The organism is Undibacterium sp. RTI2.2, from assembly GCF_035018705.1.
Taxonomy (GTDB): Bacteria; Pseudomonadota; Gammaproteobacteria; order Burkholderiales; family Burkholderiaceae_D; genus Undibacterium.
In genome coordinates, this window is the sequence record NZ_JASJXN010000019.1 from 62,862 (window position 1) to 83,733 (window position 20,872).

Here is a 20,872-nt window from a genome sequence, read left to right on the forward strand (position 1 = left end):
TGATCAAAAAAATCTACTTATTAAATCACTTCAGTTAAATACGAAATGTACAAAACGCTTGTTTATTTCGCTTGCGATGCGGTCGAGAGTCGTTCGGTTTCTGCTACAACTTGCTCTGGTGTTTTACATTCATTGGCTAACTGTTGGCCATGACGTGAATCTAACAACATACTTTTAGATGGAATGCCGATAAATACAAATCCAGCTTTTTTATTTTCAAACCGGTTAGCACCGGTTGTCGTATCAATTCTGCTGAGACGATATAAACGTTTTTTCCAACGTATCGCAACGTGTTTATCATCGTCTGCGTTGGTATAAATAGTGAAGAAATTGCCGAGTTCACATTTGTAATCGAAAGTTTTATTTTCGGTGATGTCTGGTTCTAAATCATCTTCATCAGGTACAGCTTTTACTGGAGATAGTTTTTCCGCAATTTTATTTGTTTTGGCAGTTGCTTTTTTGCTGGTACTTGTTGTTTGCGCTTGTGACAAAAGTGGCGAACACAAAATGCTGGACGTGAGCGCCATAAAGCTGACGATGTAGATAATTTTCTTCATTCATATCTCCTGATTACATAAGTTCTTGGAACGTTGTTGAGTTTTATAACGATTACGATAAATCACAATAATATCAGCGCAGAATCTGGTAATGCTAACTGGCAGCGCTGGGCTTTTTTTAACAAAGTCCAATAATATCGGTAGCTGGCTCGATCATGTAGTCGTCCGGCGATCTGTATCGGCCCCCAGTCATTCTGTTGAGCCTCAATCAAAATTGAAATTGCCTCGTTAATTTCTGCAGTTCTTGGTGACAATGCTTTGACGATGGGCTTAATTTGATCAGGATGTATGCTCCACATTCTAGTGTAACCACATTCGATGCCTGCACGATTAGCATCACCTGCAACAATTGCAGTGTCTTTGATTTCAGTGGTTACATTATGTGACGCTACTTTGCCGAAACGATGGCAAGCTGCGGCAATCTCTAGCTTGGCGCGCATGACTAATGGATGCGTAAACTGTCCTGGTGATCGCATTGCACTAGACGGAATAGCACCATAATGCGCTGAAATAAAATCCATAATGCCAAATGACAGGCACTCGACTTGAGGTAAAGCGGCAATTTGATGAGCGTTGGCCAATGCGCCGTGAGTTTCTATTAAGACGTGAATGGGTGCGGGACTTTGTCGAGAACTCGTCGCGTACTGGTTAATTTTCTGTATGGCTTTGATGACTTGCTCTACGCCATCAACTTTTGGCAGTACCCAATAAGCAATTTTTTCTCCGGCAACAGGTGCAATCAGATCAATATCTTGTTCAAAATAAGGGCTGTTGACATCATGTAGGCGTACGCCAATTCGCTGCAGATAATTACTCTCTGATGCAATCAGATTGCCAACAAGTTTTGCATGTGCGACCTCATTGCCTGCTGCTGCGCCATCTTCACAATCAAATGTAATATCAAATACAGCACCCAGCGCATTTTGCAGCGACATGGATTTATGCATGAGTTTTTCAGATCCGGCATAGTGATCACATACCGGCAAAAATGTCGGTTGTTCCTGATCCTGAAATAAAACTTGGGAAGGGTGCATCTTCACGCTATGAGAGAGGAAGTGATTTGGCAAGTTGGACATAGACTACGACCAACTTGCCTCTGATAAAAATCAGCCAACCAGGTGTTTTACGCCATCACGCTCTTCTTGCAATTCTTTAAGCGTAAGGTTGATACGTTCTTGAGAGAATGCATCGATTTCTAAACCTTGAATAATTTTGTATTCGCCGTTTTCTGTTGTGACAGGAAAACCAAACATAGTACCTTCAGGAATCCCATAAGATCCATCGGAGGGAACGCCCATCGTTGTCCACTTGCCGTTAGTGCCAAGTACCCAGTCGCGAACATGATCGATCGCTGCGTTTGCCGCAGATGCGGCAGAAGACAAGCCGCGTGCCTCAATAATGGCTGCACCGCGTTTGCCAACTGTTGGCAAAAATACGTCTTTATTCCATTCTTGATCGTTGATCAAATCTTTAACCGATGCACCATCAGCAGTTGCAAAACGATAATCAGCATACATGGTTGGCGAATGATTGCCCCATACGCAAAGCTTTTCAATTGCGGCAACTGGTTTACCAATTTTTGCGGCTACTTGTGACAACGCACGGTTGTGATCCAAGCGCAACATTGCAGTGAAGTTTTTGGATGGCAAGCTTGGTGCCGATTTCATTGCGATGTACGCATTAGTGTTTGCAGGATTACCAACCACCAAGATTTTCACATTACGCGAAGCAACGGCATCTAATGCTTTACCTTGAACTGTAAAAATTTGTGCATTCGCTTCCAATAAATCTTTGCGTTCCATTCCCGGTCCACGTGGACGCGCACCAACTAACAGGGCAACATCGATATCCTTAAAAGCAGTCATCGGGTCACTATGAGCAGTCATGCCAGCGAGTAATGGGAATGCGCAATCGTCGATTTCCATCATAACGCCTTTAAGTGCTTTTTGCGCTTTTTCGTCAGGAATCTCTAACAATTGCAGAATAACCGGTTGGTCTTTGCCAAGCATGTCGCCATTGGCAATGCGGAATAAAAGGGAATAGCCAATTTGGCCAGCAGCGCCTGTTACAGCTACGCGCATAGGGGATTTTGCCATGATGCATCTCCGAAGTGGTGTGAAAATTATGTCGACTTAACGCTTTATAATCAATCATTTCAAACTCGATTATTAAGCATAAAAAGCACACAATGATACCGTTGAAAGTAGGGCGCGTCAGCCAAATTCACAAGCGACCTCTAATTTCTTAATCTATCAATATTAAGCTTCAATCTTTATATCAATCTACGGTGTTTGTGGATTTCTTCTTTACTTTGAATCTATAAGAACTAATATTGCTTGACGACTTTAATGTTGGTTCGTGTCAACTCGTTCATACGGGAGTTTAGGTTGGCTAGAACGAAGTGTCAATCAATATCTTATGTCTTATATAAGACATATTACTTGTTAATTTGTTGTGGACGGAATGCTACTTTCTGTGGTGAAATTGTGGTCTATGAATTCTACTGTGCCAACCGCCAATAATCAGGGTAATAATCCTAATAGCTCGACTGTAGGTGTTGCTGCGCCTGGTTATGTGACATCTGGCGCATCTCCTACTTTTAGCCCTTTATATCAGCAAATTAAAGCTTTGATTACCCAGAGTTTGCAGTCGGGCGAGTGGAAGCCTGGTGAGTTGATCCCTAGTGAGATGGAATTGGCTAGTCGTTTTAAGGTAAGTCAGGGTACTGTTCGCAAGGCGATTGATGAGCTATCTGCAGAAAATTTGGTTATACGTAGACAGGGGAAGGGTACTTTTGTCGCAACTCATCATGAGGCGCGCTCCCAATTCCGTTTTTTGCGCTTGGTGCCAGATGTTGGCATTCCACATTATCCTGAGAATAGAATTATCGAGGTGAAGCGGCTCCGTGCACCAGCTGATGTTGCGCGTGCACTAGATATCAAGTCAGGTGACTCTGTTGTGTTTATCCGAAGAGTTCAATCTTTTTCTAACGTACCCACCATTTTGGATGAATTGTGGTTGCCAGGGGTGATCTTTAAGGGATTGACTGCTGAGCGCCTTAATGAATACAAAGGCCCGATGTACGGTTTGTTTGAAACTGAGTTTGGTACGCACATGATCCGAGCGTCCGAAGAAATTCGAGCGGTTTGTGCTGATGAGGTTTCCGCTAATTTGCTTCAGTTAGATGTTGGTGCACCTTTGTTAAAGGTGGAGCGAATTTCGTTTACCTATGGCGATAAGCCTGTCGAGTTACGACGTGGGCTTTATCTGACCGACCAACATCATTATCGTAATGAACTGAGTTAATGCGGGTCATATAGGACGATTATTGGCATTACGTGTCAAAATACGTATTCAGATTTCGCAGTAAGATATGACTATTTTGTAGCAAAATGTCTTTTTGGTTGGTGCAATGCACCAAAATAGGCGAAAATTATAAAGTTCATGTACAGACTAGTTAATGGGGAGATTATTTATGTCTGAAGTAGTAAAAGCTAAACCTCGCTACGGGGTGATGCGGCTGATTGATGCCACAGGATATCGGCTGCCACTAGCTGGATTCGTTTCTATTCTGCACCGCGCAAGCGGAATGCTGATGTTTTTGCTCTTACCATTCATTTTGTATTTATTGGATAAAAGCATTACTTCAGAACTGTCATTTGCAGTGCTCAAAAATTTCACTTCGGGTATTTTTGTTAAATTGACTATTTTGGCGCTGTCATGGGCTTATTTGCACCATTTTTGTGCTGGTATTCGTCATTTGTTCATGGATTTTCATGTTGGCTTGAATAAAGACTCTGCACGTCAATCTGCCGTTGGTGTATTCGCTGTGAGCCTGTCTTTGGCTGCTTTGATTGCTCTTAAATTATTTGGAGTATTTTAAATGGCAAATAACAATATTGGGCCTAATCGGTTTGTCACTGGTGCGCATTATGGTTTGCGCGATTGGTTGGCGCAACGTGTCACAGCTATCGTTATGGCGCTGTATACCGTGTTGCTACTTGGATTGTTTTTAACGGCAAACGACTTCAGTTATGCTGGCTGGGCAGGTATTTTTGCGCAACAGTGGTTTAAGTTGGCGACCTTTGCTGTCTTTATGTGTTTGTTTTATCACGCTTGGGTAGGTATGCGTGATATCTGGATGGATTATGTGACGCACAGCGTTGCATTGCGTCTGGTGTTTCAAGTCGCCACTATTTTGTGGCTGATCGCTTGTGTCGGATATGCGGCACAGATTTTGTGGAGAGTGTAACCGTGGCAGCAATCAAACCCGCAATTCCATCCCGCCGCTTTGATGCGGTGATCGTTGGCGCAGGTGGCTCGGGCATGCGTGCTTCCTTGCAATTGGCAGAAGCTGGCCTGAACGTCGCTGTATTGTCTAAAGTATTTCCTACGCGTTCGCACACAGTTGCGGCACAAGGTGGTATCGGCGCGTCACTAGGTAATATGTCCGAGGATAATTGGTACTGGCATATGTTTGATACCGTAAAAGGATCAGATTATTTGGGCGACCAAGATGCAATTGAATTTATGTGTCGTGAAGCACCTAAAGTAGTTTATGAGTTAGAACATTTCGGTATGCCATTTGACCGTAACGCTGATGGCACTATTTACCAGCGCCCGTTTGGCGGACACACTGCAAATTTCGGTGAAAAACCAGTACAGCGAGCATGTGCGGCTGCAGATCGTACTGGTCATGCGTTATTGCACACTTTGTATCAGCGTAACGTTCGTGCTCGTACTCATTTCTTCGTCGAGTGGATGGCAATTGATTTAATTCGTGATGCTGATGGAGATGTCTTGGGCGTAGTTGCCTTGGAAATGGAAACTGGCGAAGTGATGATGCTTGAAGCCAAGCAAACCATCTTTGCAACCGGAGGTGCAGGTCGTATCTGGGCTGCCTCAACAAATGCATTTATCAATACTGGTGACGGTATGGGTATGGCTGCACGCGCTGGTTTGCCTCTGGAAGATATGGAGTTCTGGCAATTCCATCCAACGGGTGTTGCTGGAGCTGGCGTTTTGATCACAGAGGGCGTGCGTGGTGAAGGCGGTATTCTGGTCAATAGCCAGGGCGAGCGTTTCATGGAGCGTTATGCACCGACACTAAAAGATCTTGCTCCTCGCGATTTCGTTTCCCGTTCTATGGATCAGGAAATAAAAGAAGGTCGCGGTTGCGGTCCAAATAAAGATCATGTCATGCTGGATTTACGTCATATCGGAGCAGATACCATTCAGAAACGATTGCCATCGATTCTGGAGATCGCACATAAGTTTGCTAACGTAGATGCGACCAAAGAACCGATCCCGGTAGTGCCAACTATTCATTATCAAATGGGTGGTATTCCAACTAATATTTACGGTCAGGTTGTCGCCCCTAAAAACGGTAACCCTAATGAAATAGTGAATGGTTTATATGCGATTGGTGAGTGTGCATGCGTTTCAGTGCATGGCGCTAATCGTTTAGGTACCAATTCGCTGTTGGACTTACTAGTATTTGGTCGCGCAGCAGGTAATCATATCGTTGCCAGCAATTTGAAGGCTCGCAGCAATAAGGATCTGCCAGCGGATGCAGCAGATCTTGCATTATCTCGTTTGGCCAAACTGGAAACTAGCACGGGTACCGAGCGTGTACAGTACGTCGCGAATGCGATTCGTAAAACGATGCAATATCACTGCGGTGTATTCCGCACTGACGAGTTGCTGCAAGAGGGCGTCAAAGAGATCATGGAGTTAGATGAACGTCGTAAGCATGTCTCGTTCAAAGACAAATCTAAGGTATTTAACACAGCACGTGTTGAAGCCTTAGAATTGGATAATTTGATTGAAACCGCAAAAGCGACCATCACATCTGCTGCTGCGCGCAAAGAGTCGCGTGGTGCTCATGCGCATCGTGATTATGAGAAGCGCGACGATGAAAATTGGATGAAACACACGCTATGGTATTCGGAGGCTAATCGTCTGGATTACAAACCAGTTGTTACCAAGCCGCTGACTGTAGAGACCTTCAAGCCTAAAGCACGTACTTTCTAAGAATTGCGAAGAGAACAAAATGGCACGTACACTCAAATTTAAAATTTATCGCTACGATCCTGACAAGGATGCAAAGCCTTACATGCAAGATCTTACAGTTGAGCTGCAAGACACAGACAAAATGTTGCTAGATGCATTGCAACGCATCAAAGCTGACGTTGATGATTCTCTTGCCTTGCGTCGTTCATGCCGTGAAGGTGTGTGTGGTTCGGATGCAATGAACATCAATGGTAAAAATGGTTTGGCTTGTACCACTAATCTGAACGAATTGACTGAGCCTATTGTTTTGCGTCCTTTACCTGGTTTGCCAGTCATTCGTGATCTGATCGTGGACATGACGCAGTTCTTCAAGCAATACAACTCCATCAAACCATATTTGATGAACGAGTCGATTCCGCCTGAAAAAGAGCGCCTGCAAACGCCTGCAGAACGTGAAGAATTAGATGGCTTGTATGAATGCATCTTGTGTGCTTGCTGCTCCACATCTTGCCCTTCGTTTTGGTGGAATCCAGACAAATTCGTTGGCCCTGCCGGTTTATTGCAAGCTTATCGTTTCATTGCAGATTCACGCGATGAGGCGACCAATGAGCGCTTGGATAACTTAGAAGATCCGTATCGTTTGTTCCGATGCCACACGATCATGAATTGCGTTGATGTTTGCCCTAAGGGTCTTAATCCGACCAGGGCTATTGGCAAGATTAAAGAGTTAATGGTTAGGCGAGCTGTCTAGTCGTTGCAGAATTTAATCGAGTAAAACAATCGAGAGCTACAAGTTCGTTATTCCTCGAATGTTGAATTTGGAGCTCTTATTTTATGTAATTTTTGTTTTGCTTCGAATGGCAGTCTCAAGAATTGCATGAAATATGAATTCAGTATTGAAAGCAATTATGTCTGAAATTAAAATCGTATCCCATCAAAGTGACCCCGTAAAACGAGCTCGCCTAAGGTGGCGCTCCAGACGCGGTCTTTTGGAAAATGATCTCATACTCACTCGCTTTTTAGATTTACATGAGACATCTCTTACAGATGATGAAGTGGATGCTTTTGGTCGATTGATGGAATTGCCTGATAATACTTTGATGGACCTTATTTTGGCTAAAAAGCAACCAGAAGCTGAAGTTGATTTGCCGCACGTGCACGCACTTTTGGCTCGCTTGCAGATTGCCTGATGTTGATAGAGATTTATTGATAAAAATTTTCTCTCGTTTTTTTGATTAACGACTCAACTCTATGTTGAAGGAAGAGCCATGACGAATTCTGAAACAAAAGCCACACTATCTTTCTCTGATGGTTCTGCATCATTAGAAATGCCAATTTACAAAGGTACAGTTGGTCCTGACGTAATCGATATACGTAAATTGTATGGCGCAACAGGGATGTTTACTTATGATCCAGGCTTCATGTCAACGGCAGCATGTAACTCGTCAATTACTTACATTGATGGCGACAAAGGCGAACTGCTGTATCGCGGCTACCCCATTGAACAACTAGCAGTTAATGGCGGTGATTTTTTAGAAACTTGTTTCCTGCTATTGAACGGTGAGTTGCCAACAGTTGAGCAAAAGGCTGAATTTGTTGCTACTGTAACGAATCACACTATGGTGCACGAGCAGATGCAATTTTTCTTCCGTGGCTTCCGTCGTGATGCACATCCGATGTCTGTTCTGGTTGGTACAGTAGGCGCTTTAGCGTCGTTCTACCATGATTCCCTCGATATTAATAATCCACGTCACCGCGAAGTATCTGCAATTCGCTTGATCGCAAAAATGCCAACTCTGGTTGCTATGGCCTATAAGTATTCCATTGGGCAGCCTTTTGTTTACCCTCGTAATGACTTGTCATATAGCGCTAACTTCATGCACATGATGTTTTCTACGCCATGTGAGCCATATAAGGTAAATGAAGTTTTGGTTCGCGCTTTGGATCGTATTTTGATACTGCATGCTGATCACGAGCAAAATGCATCTACTTCTACAGTTCGTCTGGCGGGTTCGTCTGGGGCAAACCCATTTGCGTGTATCGCTGCTGGTATCGCTTGTTTGTGGGGGCCTGCACACGGTGGTGCTAATGAAGCTGCTTTGAGCATGTTGGAAGAAATAGGAAGCGTTGATAATATCTCTGAATTTATTGCCCAAGTAAAAGATAAAAACTCTGGCGTAAAATTGATGGGCTTCGGTCATCGTGTTTATAAAAACTATGATCCACGTGCTAAATTAATGCGTGAAACTTGCTATGAAGTTCTGCAAGAACTCGGTTTGCAAGATGATCCATTGTTTAAACTTGCGATGGCGTTAGAAAAAATTGCGTTGGAAGATGAATACTTCGTCTCTCGTAAATTGTATCCAAATGTCGATTTCTATTCCGGCATCGTACAACGTGCACTCGGTATTCCGACTTCCTTATTTACGGGTATTTTTGCCTTGGCTCGTACAGTTGGCTGGATCGCGCAGTGGAAAGAAATGATTTCTGATCCAGAGCAAAAAATTGGTCGACCACGCCAATTATTTGTCGGATCTCAGACGCGTACCGTGTTGCCTATTGATCAGCGTGGATAGTTGGTATCGAAAAAAGCGAGTCAGCTAGACTCGCTTTTTTTTACATTAAATATGTTATGCTTCAATTAGTAAGTAGATTTTTAGATGTAAATTCATTTTTAATTCAAAAAAGTTATTTTTTTAAATATACGAATGACAGTTTTGATTTAAAAGTGGAGTAGTTAGAAACCAGCCCTTCCCCACAACTTGATGTGCAATCCGCTAACCGGTCAGGCCGTGTCGCGGAAGGTTAGATTAACCCGCTAATCTCGCGAAACGCGAAGAAAGGTGAGCAAGATGATGCAACAATATAACGCTAACTCGTATTTGTTCGGCGGCAATGCGCCGTACGTAGAAGAACTTTACGAAGCGTATCTAAACAATCCCGGATCTGTTCCTGATAACTGGCGCGCGTATTTTGACGCGATGCAAAACGTTCCTGCGGTCGATGGCTCAAGTAAACCGGACGTAGCGCATGCACCTGTGATTGCTTCGTTTGCTGAGCGAGCCAAACAAGGTCCTATTCGTACAGTCAGTGCGAGTGCCGACGCCGAAATGGGTCGTAAACGTGTCGCTGCACAGCAATTGATTGCTGCCTATCGGTTCTTAGGTAGCCATTGGGCGAATTTGGACCCTTTGCAACGTCAAGAACGTCCAAATATCCCAGAACTTGAAGCTAGTTTTTATGGCTTTACAGATGCTGATATGGATATTCAGTTCAACATTAGCAACACCTATTTTGGGCCAGAAACCGCATCATTGCGCGATTTGCTGAATTCTTTGCGCGATACTTACTGTCGTTCGATCGGTGCTGAATTTATGTATATCAGCGACCCAACTGAAAAGCGCTGGTTACAACAAAAGCTTGAGTCCATTCGTTCGACTCCAAGTTTTTCCGCTGAAAAGAAAAAACATATTCTTGATCGCTTGACCGCAGCAGAAGGTTTAGAGCGCTACCTTCATACTCGTTACGTTGGTCAAAAACGTTTCTCACTCGAAGGTGGTGAGAGTTTTATCGCCTCCATGGACGAGACTATTCAACGTGCTGGTGAACGTGGTGTTGAAGAGATCGTTATCGGTATGGCGCATCGTGGTCGTTTGAACGTGTTGGTCAATACTCTGGGCAAGATGCCACAAGATTTGTTTGCTGAATTTGAAGGTAAACATGGTGACGATCTGCCAGCAGGTGACGTTAAATACCACCAAGGCTTCTCATCAGATATTTCCACTCCGGGCGGACCAGTCCATTTGTCCCTTGCATTCAATCCATCCCATCTTGAAATCGTTAATCCAGTAGTTGAGGGTTCGGTTAAGGCGCGTATGGAGCGTCGTGGCGACAAAGATGGTTCTCAAGTTCTACCTATATTAGTTCATGGTGACGCTGCGTTTGCAGGTCAGGGCGTTGTCATGGAAACGCTGAACCTCGCGCAAACACGTGGTTATGGTACTGGCGGAACGGTACATATCGTGATCAACAATCAGATTGGTTTTACTACATCTGATCCGCGCGATTCCCGTTCTACTTTGTATTGTTCCGACGTCGTAAAAATGATTGAAGCACCTGTATTGCACGTTAATGCTGATGATCCTGAAGCCGTTGTTCTGGCAACACAGATCGCTTTGGACTACCGTATGGAGTTCAAGAAGGATGTCGTTGTTGATATTATTTGCTACCGCAAGCTAGGTCATAACGAGCAGGACACACCAGCGCTGACGCAGCCTTTAATGTATAAAAAAATTGCTCAGCACCCTGGTACTCGTAAAATGTACGCCGATAAATTGGCAGCGCAAGGTACGATCCCAGCTGATGGTGGCGATACGATGGTCAAGGCTTTCCGTGATGCTATGGATGCAGGTAAGCATACGGTTGATCCGGTCATCTCCAACTTCAAGAACAAATATGCAGTGGATTGGATTCCTTTCCTAAACCGTAAATGGACTGACGCAGCAGATACAGCAGTACCTCTTTCTGAGTTGAAGCGTTTAGCTGAGCGTATTACGACGGTGCCAGAAAGCTTCAAGCCGCATAGTCTGGTTGAAAAAGTTTTGGGCGACCGCGCCACCATGGGTCGCGGTGAATTAAATCTTGACTGGGGTATGGGCGAGCATCTTGCCTACGCATCTTTAGTTGCGTCTGGTTATGCAATCCGTTTGACGGGTCAAGATGCCGGTCGCGGCACATTTGTACATCGCCACGCGGTTTTGCATGATCAAAATCGTGAGCGTTGGGATGCAGGTACTTATATTCCTTTGCAAAACATTTCAGACAAGCAAGCTCCATTCGTCGTGATTGATTCTGTATTGTCAGAAGAAGCTGTATTGGCATTTGAATATGGTTATTCCACTGCAGAACCAAATACATTGACAATCTGGGAAGCACAATTCGGCGATTTCGCTAACGGTGCTCAAGTTGTTATCGATCAATTCATCAGCTCCGGTGAAGTAAAATGGGGTCGTGCTTCTGGTTTGGTGCTGATGTTGCCGCATGGTTACGAAGGCCAAGGTCCAGAGCATTCATCTGCACGTCCTGAACGCTTCTTACAGTTGTGCGCTGACAATAATATGCAAGTGGTTCAGCCGACGAATGCTGCGCAAATTTTCCATCTCTTGCGTCGTCAGATGATCCGTCAGTTCCGTAAGCCTTTGGTCATCATGACGCCGAAGTCCTTGCTGCGTAATAAAGATGCGGGTTCTCCGTTGTCTGAATTAGCAAAAGGTAGTTTCCATACAGTGATTGGCGAAGTGGATGACAAGATCGATGCCAAAAAAGTGAAGCGTGTGATCGCTTGTTCAGGCAAGGTTTACTATGATCTGGTCAACGCACGTAAAGAGCGTGGTCAGACTGATACGGCGATTATCCGTGTGGAGCAGTTATATCCGTTCCCACATAAGAGCTTCTCAGCTGAGTTGAAAAAATTCCCACAATTGGCTGAGTTGGTTTGGGCACAAGATGAGCCGCAAAATCAGGGACCTTGGTTCCAGATTCAGCACAATATTTTTGAAAGTCTGGATGAAGGTCAAAAACTGGCATATGCCGGTCGTCCAGCTAGCGCATCGCCTGCTGTAGGTTACTACGACAAGCACTACGCACAACAAAAAGCATTGCTGGATACGGCATTTTCTAAACTCAAAGGCTACGTCCTGACTAAATAACGATCTTGTATTGACTGTGCGTATTCATTACGCATAAATCAATTAGTGATCCGTGGCGCAGCAGAAGCTGCTGCGCCCAACAGATATCCGAAACGGAGAAAAAACATGGCAATTATCGAAGTAAAAGTACCGCAATTATCCGAGTCAGTTGCAGAGGCAACTTTGCTCACATGGCATAAAAAAGTTGGTGAATCCGTCGAACGTGACGAGAACTTGATTGATGTAGAAACGGACAAAGTTGTTCTGGAGTTACCTGCACCAGAGGCCGGTATTATTACTCAAATCATCAAACCAGACGGTAGTACCGTGGTTGCTGGTGAAATCATTGCTATTTTGGATACTGACGCATCTGCCAAGGTTAGTCCGCTCCAAGTCACCGCACTCCCAGTTGCTTTAACAACTGATCCAGTAACTGATGCAATCAATAGTCTTGCTGCTAAATCTGCTGGTGTTGCAATGCCAGCTGCTGCAAAAATTTTGTCTGAAAACAATATGTCTGCCAGTGCAATTGATGGCACAGGCAAAGACGGTCGCGTTACCAAAGGCGACGCCTTAGCCGCAGTTGCAAAACCTGCCGTTACAGCGACTGCACCAGTAGTTGCGCCAATCGCAGCACCAGTTGCAAGCAAGCCAGCTTTGCAGCAAGTCAATGCGCCGGCAATGAACTTAGGTGATCGCCCTGAAGAGCGCGTGCCAATGAGCCGTTTGCGCGCCCGTATTGCAGAGCGCTTGTTGCAATCTCAATCGATGAATGCGATTTTGACGACCTTCAATGAAGTCAACATGGCACCAGTTATGGAATTGCGCAATAAGTACAAAGACAAATTTGAAAAAGAACATGGCGTTAAACTGGGTTTTATGTCTTTCTTCGTTAAAGCTGCCGTTGCTGCTTTGAAAAAATATCCGGTTATTAATGCTTCTGTTGATGGCAATGACATCGTGTACCACGGCTATTTTGATATCGGTATTGCAGTCGGTTCCCCACGTGGTTTAGTAGTACCTATCTTGCGTAATGCGGATCAAATGTCGATTGCTGAGATTGAGAAGAAAATTGGTGAATTTGGTGCCAAAGCCAAAGACGGCAAACTGACACTGGAAGATTTGACTGGCGGTACGTTCTCCATCTCCAACGGTGGTACTTTTGGATCGATGTTGTCCACACCGATTATTAATCCACCGCAATCCGCAATCTTAGGTGTGCATGCAACTAAAGACCGTGCTGTTGTTGAAAATGGTCAAATTGTAATCCGCCCGATGAACTATCTTGCGATGTCTTACGACCACCGTATCATTGATGGTCGCGAAGCAGTTTTAGGTTTGGTCGCAATGAAAGAAGCATTGGAAGATCCAGCTCGCTTGTTGCTAGATCTGTAATATGAACTTCGCTGACGAAATCAAACGTCTGCACGAACTGCATCAGTCGGGCGCACTGACTGATGCCGAATTCGCGCAAGCCAAGGCTAAGTTGCTGGCGTCGAATGAAAGTGCTGAACAATCATGGTCTGGCACTGATCAAACGATCAATCAATTAAATCAGTTCCGCCGGTCCAGAAAAGATCAATGGCTAGGTGGCATTTGTGGTGGTCTTGGCAAACTTACCGGAGTCGAATCCTGGATCTGGCGTTTGCTTTTCGTTATGTTCACTTTCTATTTTGGTTCTGGTCTGGTGGCTTATATCCTTGCATGGATATTTATCCCGGAAGAAGAATAAATAGAGCGAACACAATCTGAACACATCAGGAAAATATTCATGAGTAAACAATTTGATGTCGTCGTTATCGGCGGCGGCCCTGGCGGCTATATAGCAGCGATCCGTGCAGCACAGCTCGGTTTTTCCACCGCATGTATCGATGCATGGAGTACTGATAAAGGTACGCCAGCATTAGGCGGCACCTGCACCAATGTTGGTTGCATTCCTTCCAAAGCTTTGCTGCAATCATCCGAGCATTATGAGCATGCCGGCCATTCCTTTGCAGATCATGGTATCGAAGTCAAAGGCCTGGCGCTTAACATCGGCCAAATGCTGGCACGTAAGAACACCATCGTTAAGCAAAATAATGACGGTATTGTGTATCTCTTTAAGAAGAACAAAGTAACGTTTTTCCACGGTCACGGGTCTTTTACCAAGGCAGTTGAAGGCGGCTATGAAATCAAAGTCGTAGGTAAAACAGAAGAGAGCATCGTTGGCAAGCATATCGTTCTGGCGACGGGTTCTAATGCACGTGCTTTGCCGGGTGCGGAGTTTGATGAAGAATTGATTCTGTCCAACACTGGCGCCTTAGAGTTGCCAGCAGTACCGAAAAAACTGGGCGTCATCGGTGCCGGTGTAATCGGTTTGGAAATGGGCAGCGTCTGGCGTCGTCTGGGTGCTGATGTGACTGTGTTAGAAGCTCTGCCAACCTTCCTTGGCGCAGTGGATGAGCAAATCGCAAAAGAAGCGCACAAACTGTTTGTGAAACAAGGTTTGTCCATCAATCTCGGCGTAAAGATTGGCGAGATCGTCAAAGGTAAGAACGACGTCACCGTCAATTACAGTGATGACAAAGGTACTGTGCATGTAGCGGTATTCGATAAATTGATCGTCTCCATCGGTCGTACACCTAACACCAACGGCTTGAATGCGGATGGTGTTGGTTTAAAACTCGATGAGCGTGGTTTTATCGCGGTTGATGGTGATTGCAAAACTAATTTGCCAAATGTCTGGGCGGTTGGTGACGTCGTGCGTGGCCCTATGCTGGCACACAAGGCGGAAGAAGAAGGCGTTGCAGTTGCTGAGCGCATCGCTGGTCAGCATGGTCATGTCAACTTCAATACGATTCCGTGGGTTATTTATACTTCACCTGAGATCGCCTGGGTTGGCCGCACTGAGCAACAGTTGAAGGCAGATGGTGTTGCTTACAAAGCTGGCACATTCCCATTTATGGCGAATGGTCGAGCCCGTGCTTTAGGTGATACGTCCGGGATGGTCAAATTCTTGGCAGATGCGACGACGGATGAAATCTTAGGCGTACACATTGTCGGTCCAATGGCATCGGAGTTGATCGCAGAAGCTGTTGTAGCAATGGAGTTTAAAGCCTCAGCAGAAGATATCGCCCGTATTTGTCACGCACATCCATCTCTGTCGGAAGCGACTAAAGAGGCGGCGTTGGCAGTAGACAAACGTTCGTTGAACTTCTAATCAGAACGATTTTTGAACATGACGCCGCTGATGGGATAAATATCCTCTCAGCGGCGTATTTATTCCTAAGCGGTAAAAAATGAATGTTCTAGAGTTTTATCAAGAAGCCCTGACCAAGCGTGGTTTTCAAGCGGATGCTGCACAACAACTCGCAGTCGATCGGCTGCAACAATCCTATGATGAATGGGTGGAATACAAATCCAAGCGCGCCAACAAGTTCACCCGTTTGATCACCCGTCCCGATGTACCACGCGGCGTGTATATGTGGGGCGGGGTAGGGCGTGGCAAATCGTTTTTGATGGACAGCTTTTATTCTGTCGTGCCAGTTGTGCGTAAAACTCGTCAGCACTTTCATGAATTTATGCGTGCAGTCCATCGGCAGTTGGATGAGTTGACTGGTGTAGCGGATCCGCTGGATGAAGTCGCACGTCGCATTGCTAAAAAATACCGTCTGATTTGCTTTGATGAGTTCCACGTATCCGACGTGGCTGATGCCATGCTCCTATACAATCTGCTGAACGCCTTGTTTGAAAACGGCGTGTCATTTGTCATGACATCCAACTATCAGCCCGACACTTTATATCCAGACGGACTGCATCGCGATCGTATGTTACCCACCATTGCGCTATTGAAAGACAAGCTAGATGTCTTAAATGTCGATTCGGGTAACGATTACCGCAAGCGTGCGCTGGAACAGGTGGATGCTTATCTCACACCGCTCAATGCAGCGACCGATAAAGCGTTACGCACAGCATTTTCCAAACTGGCAGACACCGCTGATGAAGACTCCAGAGTCAATATTGAGGGCAGGGACATCAAAGCCTTACGGCGCGCCGGTACTGCAGTGTGGTTTGACTTCAGCACGCTTTGTGGCGGCCCCCGTTCGCAGAATGATTATCTTGAAATTGCCAGCCGTTTTCATACCGTGATATTGTCCTCGGTCCCGCGCATGTCGGCAGCAATGTCGTCTGAGGCACGTCGCTTTACCTGGTTGATTGATGTGTTTTACGATAACAAGGTCAAGCTGATTATGTCGGCTGAAGTGCCTGCAGAAGAGTTGTACACACAAGGTACTTTATCGAATGAGTTTCACCGTACCGTATCGCGTATTATCGAGATGCAATCGCGTGAATACATGGAAACCGATCAGCGGCACAGTACTGATACTCTCACTTAACTTATTCTGAAAGCTTGATCTATGACACCGTTTCACCGCAGATTTACTTATTTGTCGTCTGTCCTGGCTATTGGTTTATTCAGTTTTTGCTCAGTATCCTCTGCTCAGATACAAGATCCGCCTTTGACGCTGGATGAGTTGGCTAGTGTTGTCGGCAAACTGGATCAGACGTATGCACCAAAAGCCATTCAAACCGTCGAAGCTGCCGATGCCGCATTAGCCCAAGTAGAGCCAACCCAAAGACAATTGCAAGCTTGGTATATTCGCACTCAACACACCTGTTACGAACGTTTTTTCGTCAACTCTTGTCTGGACAACGCCAAGCTTAGTCGCCGCAAGCATTCTGTTATTTTGCAGCGTATCTCAGTAGAAGCAAAAGCTTATAAACGCAAAGAGCATATTGAAGAACTAGATGCTGAGTTGAAATTAAAAAATGAGCAAAAACAGTTGGACGAGCAGAAAAAGTAATAACAATGATAATGCGCACTGCATGGTGTTGCCGGGCTGGCACCGAATATTGCGTTATTGTTGCGCTGCTTAAAGAGCGAGATCAATATAAATAAATCCCCTAAAATATCTAAAAAAAGGGGAGTATGTGTCAAAAATAGCCTCATTGTCCAGAATAAACCTAGACGTTAAAATATACTGTGGGTAAGTATATATGATGCTTGAATGCCGGTTTAGGCGTCAGCTATAGCGCCAATCTAATGTTTAATTCAATGCTAACTTAGGTGCGAATTCAGGTGCAAATTCAGAGCGTACTCAAACGAGTTAGCGCCTTCTGCAAGGTCTGCTCTTGCTTAGTAAAACGAAACCGTACGATGTCGGATTCGCTTGCTTGCTGATAAAAGCCCGATAGCAGAATTGCTGTCACATCACGATCACTCAATGGACGGCGACACCGGTGCCGCTTAACTGTGTTTTGGCAATCGAGTCCTTGATCGCTTTTGCAGTCATTATTCTGCGAATAGCTGCTACAACGACCTCTGGATTGGCGACTTGTATTTGATGGTCAGAATCGACGATGGTCGTGTTGGCGTTTGGGTAAAGTCCCTCGACCATAGCTGCTAGTTTGGGGCCAGAATCAGTAACGCCGAAATCGACAGCAATTGCGCCTGCTGATTTGGGGACGTTAAACAGTCGCTCTACAGGAATTTTATTTGCCCATGGTAATGCAAGAACTTCTTCGCCGGTATTGAAGATTTGGTCTATCTCGTGATTAATTACTGTACTAAAAAAGATCTGTTTGGCAATTCGGGTATAAAGCGGGAAGTCGGCTGTTTTTTTGATGACGCCAGGATAGATGGCATCAACCAGAACAACACCCGCAACGTCCTGGGGATACATCCGGGCAAATAGCTGCATGTACAACCCGCCTAATGAATGACCAACCAGCAGATAAGGTGGTTTTAAGCCTTGGTGTTGCAAAGTCTTGCGTAGTTCTTCCACAATCGTTCGGCCATCACGTAGCGCTTCCGTTTCATCACTTTTGCCATAGCCGGGACGGTTGTAGGCAAATACGGTCGCCTCGTTTTTAATATCTTCAATAACTTTGCTCCACTTATCCAGAGTTTCGCGTGATCCGTTTTCAAATACGACGATGGCTTTGGATTTGGTAGTCTCAATCTGCAACACTTCAATATTGTGATTGTTGATCTTTTCGATTCTGCTTTGTGCATATGTATTGAGTGATATGGCGAATGCGACGAAAGCGAGAGTTAAGCGTAATAGCATAATTGAATCCACAGGTTGAAAATCCTGAGATTATACGAATGACAATTTGAAATTAGATGTGAAGCGACAAAGCACAAAATCTTCGGGATGAAATGCAATATTTGACCGATAGCCCGTATTGGTGAAAACCAGCAGAAAAGCCAAAGGGAAATAGAAAGGGGATTAAAAAAATAGGGAGTATGGTTAAATATAGCACCTACGTGCATGTATATAAAAGGTGCCGTAAATATACTCTATCTAAGTATTTATATTTCCTGCAGGCGTTGCAATGCGGCATGCAAGGTCTGCTCTTGCTTAGCAAAGCAAAACCGTACAATCCCGGATTCGTTTGCCTGCTGGTAAAAGCCGGACAGTGGAATCGCTGCCACACCTATTTCGCTGGTCAACCAGCGTGCAAAATCCAGCTCTGACTGATCAGAAATCGCTGAATAATCGACACATTGGAAGTAAGTTCCTTGTGCTGGCAGCAACTTAAAGCGGGAGTTTTTTAAACCGTCACGGAAAAAATCCCGTTTTTGCTGATAGAACGCAGGCAAGTCCAGATACGGTGCAGGATTTGCTAAATAGTGCGCCAGTCCCAATTGCATTGGCGTATTGACAGTGAATACATTAAATTGATGCACTTTGCGGAATTCTTGCATCAGTGCGACCGGGGCGGTGACATAACCTACTTTCCAGCCAGTGACATGATAGGTTTTGCCGAAGCTGGAGATAATAAAGCTGCGAGCCGCCAGTTCTTCGTAACGCGCAAGAGACTCATGACGCAAGCCGTCAAATACCATATGCTCATACACTTCATCCGATGCAATCAGCACCTTGGTGTTGCGCACAATCTCGGTTAGCGACTGAATATCTGCCGGACTCAGCACAAATCCGGTGGGATTGTGCGGCGAGATCAGCATGATCAGACGGGTTTTATCTGTGATCTTGGCAGCTAGCTTGTCCCAGGGAATGCTGTAACCGTCCGTGCCTAGTTCCATCGACACCAATACCGGCACGCCGCCAGCTAAGCGGATGGCTGGCACATAGCTGTCATAGGCAGGTTCAATCACGATCACTTCGTCACCAGCGTGTACGCAAGCCAGCAAAATCGTCAATATGCCCTGAGTTGCACCCGCAGTGACGGTGATTTCTGTTACCGGATCATAGCTATGGCCATAAATTGCGTAGATTTTTTTAGCAATTTCGGCCCGTAATAGCGGTAGACCAGGCATTGGCGGGTACTGATTATGCCCATGGCGCATCGCACTACTGACTGCATCCAGCAAAGCAGGATCGCAATCAAAATCAGGAAAGCCTTGCCCCAGATTGACCGCATTTTTCTCCGCAGCCAAAGCCGACATAATCGAAAAAATCGTCATGCCGACGTCGGGCAATTTAGAGCTGAGTTGCAATGGGGGATTGAAAGAAGTCATCTGAATCAGATTGAAAGGTGTGATCAAGAAGAGCAATACCAGCTAGTCAGAATAGTTAGCGGTATTGCTCTTGGGTACTAAACTCGACTAGTTTAGTGTTCTTAATATTGCATTGAATAAATTTACTTAGTTCCGAATAAACGATCACCCGCATCACCAAGACCAGGGATGATGTAGCCATGTTCGTTCAGGCAATCGTCTATCGATGCTGTCAGGATAGACACATCAGGATGGGCCGCTTGCATCACTTTGATGCCTTCAGGTGCAGCCAGCAAGCAAACAAATTTGATTGACGTCGCGCCATTTTGTTTGATGCGGGTAATCGCCGCTGCTGCCGAATTGCCGGTTGCCAGCATAGGATCGACCACGATCACTAAACGTTCTGCGATATCTTCTGGCACTTTAAAGTAATACTCGACCGGCTCCAATGTTTCAGGATCGCGGTACAAACCAATATGACCAACGCGTGCCGCCGGTAACAAATCCAGCATGCCATCCAAAATACCGTTACCAGCACGCAGTACTGAGATGACGCACAGCTTTTTGCCGCTGATGGTCGGCGCCTCGATGGTCGCCATCGGGGTTTCTATTGTCACTTTTTCCAAAGGCAAATCGCGGGTGACTTCATATGCCAGCATCTGGCTAATTTCACGCAACAGACGGCGGAAGTTATCCGTGGTCGTTTCTTTGCTGCGCATGAGAGTGAGTTTGTGTTGCATCAGAGGGTGTCTGATTTCGGTCACATAGTCTGACAAGATAATTCTCCGTAATGAGGTCGGGGGTCTGAGTTAAGTAACAAATGAGTTTCAGATGAGTCACAGATGACAGACCCTAGCGTGTCCAAATTGAACCAGCAGTTATTTTACGTCCCCAAGCGCATTTATGGGCGCCGGCAATGGAATTGTTTCTGTTTATCTTCATCAATAACTAGCTCTGATTTGATCCCGCCTTCGTAAAAATTGGAAATGAAGGACTTTTCCGCTTCTACTCCCGCAATTGTTTGCAAATCGTTCATTGATAATCCATGTTAAGAAGTTCCGGTAGGGCGCTATCCACAGTGCCAAAGGAGCGGTCAGACAATCAGGAGCATG

At 45.3% G+C, this 20,872-nt stretch carries 20 protein-coding genes; 13 read left to right on the forward strand and 7 right to left on the reverse strand.

The window, feature by feature from the left end; all coding sequences use genetic code 11:
• Positions 1-62: 62 nt before the first annotated feature.
• The 3 genes from QN395_RS12185 to QN395_RS12195 all read right to left on the reverse strand — a co-directional run bounded on the left by QN395_RS12185 (position 63) and on the right by QN395_RS12195 (position 2,653).
• A complete protein-coding gene (locus QN395_RS12185) occupies positions 63-557 on the reverse strand; it encodes a hypothetical protein (protein ID WP_322119004.1) in 495 nt (164 codons plus the stop codon).
• A 62-nt stretch (positions 558-619) separates the two neighbouring features.
• Entirely contained in the window at positions 620-1,591 is a 972-nt protein-coding gene (locus QN395_RS12190; RefSeq protein ID WP_322119003.1) for an HpcH/HpaI aldolase/citrate lyase family protein, read from the reverse strand.
• Between the two features lie 72 nt (positions 1,592-1,663).
• Positions 1,664-2,653, reverse strand: coding sequence for a malate dehydrogenase (locus QN395_RS12195; protein WP_322119002.1), 990 nt, complete (start codon positions 2,651-2,653; stop codon positions 1,664-1,666).
• A 397-nt stretch (positions 2,654-3,050) separates the two neighbouring features.
• Between QN395_RS12195 and QN395_RS12200 the strand changes: the two genes are divergently transcribed.
• The 13 genes from QN395_RS12200 to QN395_RS12260 all read left to right on the forward strand — a co-directional run bounded on the left by QN395_RS12200 (position 3,051) and on the right by QN395_RS12260 (position 17,100).
• Positions 3,051-3,863, forward strand: coding sequence for a GntR family transcriptional regulator (locus tag QN395_RS12200; RefSeq protein WP_322119001.1), 813 nt, complete (start codon positions 3,051-3,053; stop codon positions 3,861-3,863).
• A 169-nt stretch (positions 3,864-4,032) separates the two neighbouring features.
• Complete coding sequence (gene sdhC / locus QN395_RS12205; protein ID WP_322119000.1) at positions 4,033-4,440, forward strand: succinate dehydrogenase, cytochrome b556 subunit; 408 nt, start codon at positions 4,033-4,035, stop codon at positions 4,438-4,440.
• Positions 4,441-4,809 carry a succinate dehydrogenase, hydrophobic membrane anchor protein gene (gene sdhD, locus QN395_RS12210; RefSeq protein WP_322118999.1) on the forward strand — a complete coding sequence of 123 codons (369 nt, stop codon included), beginning with the start codon at positions 4,441-4,443 and terminating at the stop codon, positions 4,807-4,809.
• A gap of 2 nt (positions 4,810-4,811) precedes the next feature.
• Positions 4,812-6,590, forward strand: coding sequence for a succinate dehydrogenase flavoprotein subunit (gene sdhA, locus QN395_RS12215; RefSeq protein ID WP_322118998.1), 1,779 nt, complete (start codon positions 4,812-4,814; stop codon positions 6,588-6,590).
• A 19-nt stretch (positions 6,591-6,609) separates the two neighbouring features.
• Positions 6,610-7,320, forward strand: coding sequence for a succinate dehydrogenase iron-sulfur subunit (locus QN395_RS12220; RefSeq protein WP_322118997.1), 711 nt, complete (start codon positions 6,610-6,612; stop codon positions 7,318-7,320).
• 133 nt (positions 7,321-7,453) lie between these two features.
• Positions 7,454-7,759, forward strand: coding sequence for a succinate dehydrogenase assembly factor 2 (locus tag QN395_RS12225; RefSeq protein ID WP_416200105.1), 306 nt, complete (start codon positions 7,454-7,456; stop codon positions 7,757-7,759).
• A 78-nt stretch (positions 7,760-7,837) separates the two neighbouring features.
• Complete coding sequence (gene gltA / locus QN395_RS12230; protein ID WP_322118996.1) at positions 7,838-9,145, forward strand: citrate synthase; 1,308 nt, start codon at positions 7,838-7,840, stop codon at positions 9,143-9,145.
• 276 nt (positions 9,146-9,421) lie between these two features.
• Positions 9,422-12,277 (forward strand): 2-oxoglutarate dehydrogenase E1 component, encoded by a 2,856-nt coding sequence (locus tag QN395_RS12235; protein ID WP_322118995.1) that lies wholly within the window; start codon positions 9,422-9,424, stop codon positions 12,275-12,277.
• 105 nt (positions 12,278-12,382) lie between these two features.
• A complete protein-coding gene (gene odhB / locus QN395_RS12240) occupies positions 12,383-13,651 on the forward strand; it encodes a 2-oxoglutarate dehydrogenase complex dihydrolipoyllysine-residue succinyltransferase (RefSeq protein WP_322118994.1) in 1,269 nt (422 codons plus the stop codon).
• Between the two features lies 1 nt (position 13,652).
• Positions 13,653-13,988: a PspC domain-containing protein gene (locus tag QN395_RS12245; protein ID WP_322118993.1), complete on the forward strand. Its 336-nt coding sequence runs from the start codon at positions 13,653-13,655 to the stop codon at positions 13,986-13,988.
• A 39-nt stretch (positions 13,989-14,027) separates the two neighbouring features.
• Positions 14,028-15,455 carry a dihydrolipoyl dehydrogenase gene (gene lpdA / locus QN395_RS12250; RefSeq protein ID WP_322118992.1) on the forward strand — a complete coding sequence of 476 codons (1,428 nt, stop codon included), beginning with the start codon at positions 14,028-14,030 and terminating at the stop codon, positions 15,453-15,455.
• Between the two features lie 79 nt (positions 15,456-15,534).
• A complete protein-coding gene (gene zapE / locus QN395_RS12255; RefSeq protein ID WP_322118991.1) occupies positions 15,535-16,632 on the forward strand; it encodes a cell division protein ZapE in 1,098 nt (365 codons plus the stop codon).
• A gap of 21 nt (positions 16,633-16,653) precedes the next feature.
• On the forward strand, positions 16,654-17,100 hold the full coding sequence (locus tag QN395_RS12260; protein WP_322118990.1) for a hypothetical protein: 447 nt from the start codon (positions 16,654-16,656) through the stop codon (positions 17,098-17,100).
• Positions 17,101-17,517: 417 nt separating this feature from the next.
• On the opposite strand, the gene QN395_RS12265 is transcribed toward QN395_RS12260, so the two are convergent.
• The 4 genes from QN395_RS12265 to QN395_RS12280 all read right to left on the reverse strand — a co-directional run bounded on the left by QN395_RS12265 (position 17,518) and on the right by QN395_RS12280 (position 20,796).
• Positions 17,518-18,366 (reverse strand): alpha/beta fold hydrolase, encoded by an 849-nt coding sequence (locus QN395_RS12265; RefSeq protein ID WP_322118989.1) that lies wholly within the window; start codon positions 18,364-18,366, stop codon positions 17,518-17,520.
• A 245-nt stretch (positions 18,367-18,611) separates the two neighbouring features.
• Positions 18,612-19,781 carry a pyridoxal phosphate-dependent aminotransferase gene (locus QN395_RS12270; RefSeq protein ID WP_322118988.1) on the reverse strand — a complete coding sequence of 390 codons (1,170 nt, stop codon included), beginning with the start codon at positions 19,779-19,781 and terminating at the stop codon, positions 18,612-18,614.
• 122 nt (positions 19,782-19,903) lie between these two features.
• Complete coding sequence (gene upp, locus QN395_RS12275) at positions 19,904-20,539, reverse strand: uracil phosphoribosyltransferase (RefSeq protein ID WP_416200155.1); 636 nt, start codon at positions 20,537-20,539, stop codon at positions 19,904-19,906.
• A 122-nt stretch (positions 20,540-20,661) separates the two neighbouring features.
• The gene (locus QN395_RS12280; RefSeq protein WP_322118986.1) at positions 20,662-20,796 is read right to left on the reverse strand and encodes a hypothetical protein; all 135 of its coding nucleotides are present in this window, start codon (positions 20,794-20,796) and stop codon (positions 20,662-20,664) included.
• Positions 20,797-20,872: the final 76 nt, after the last annotated feature.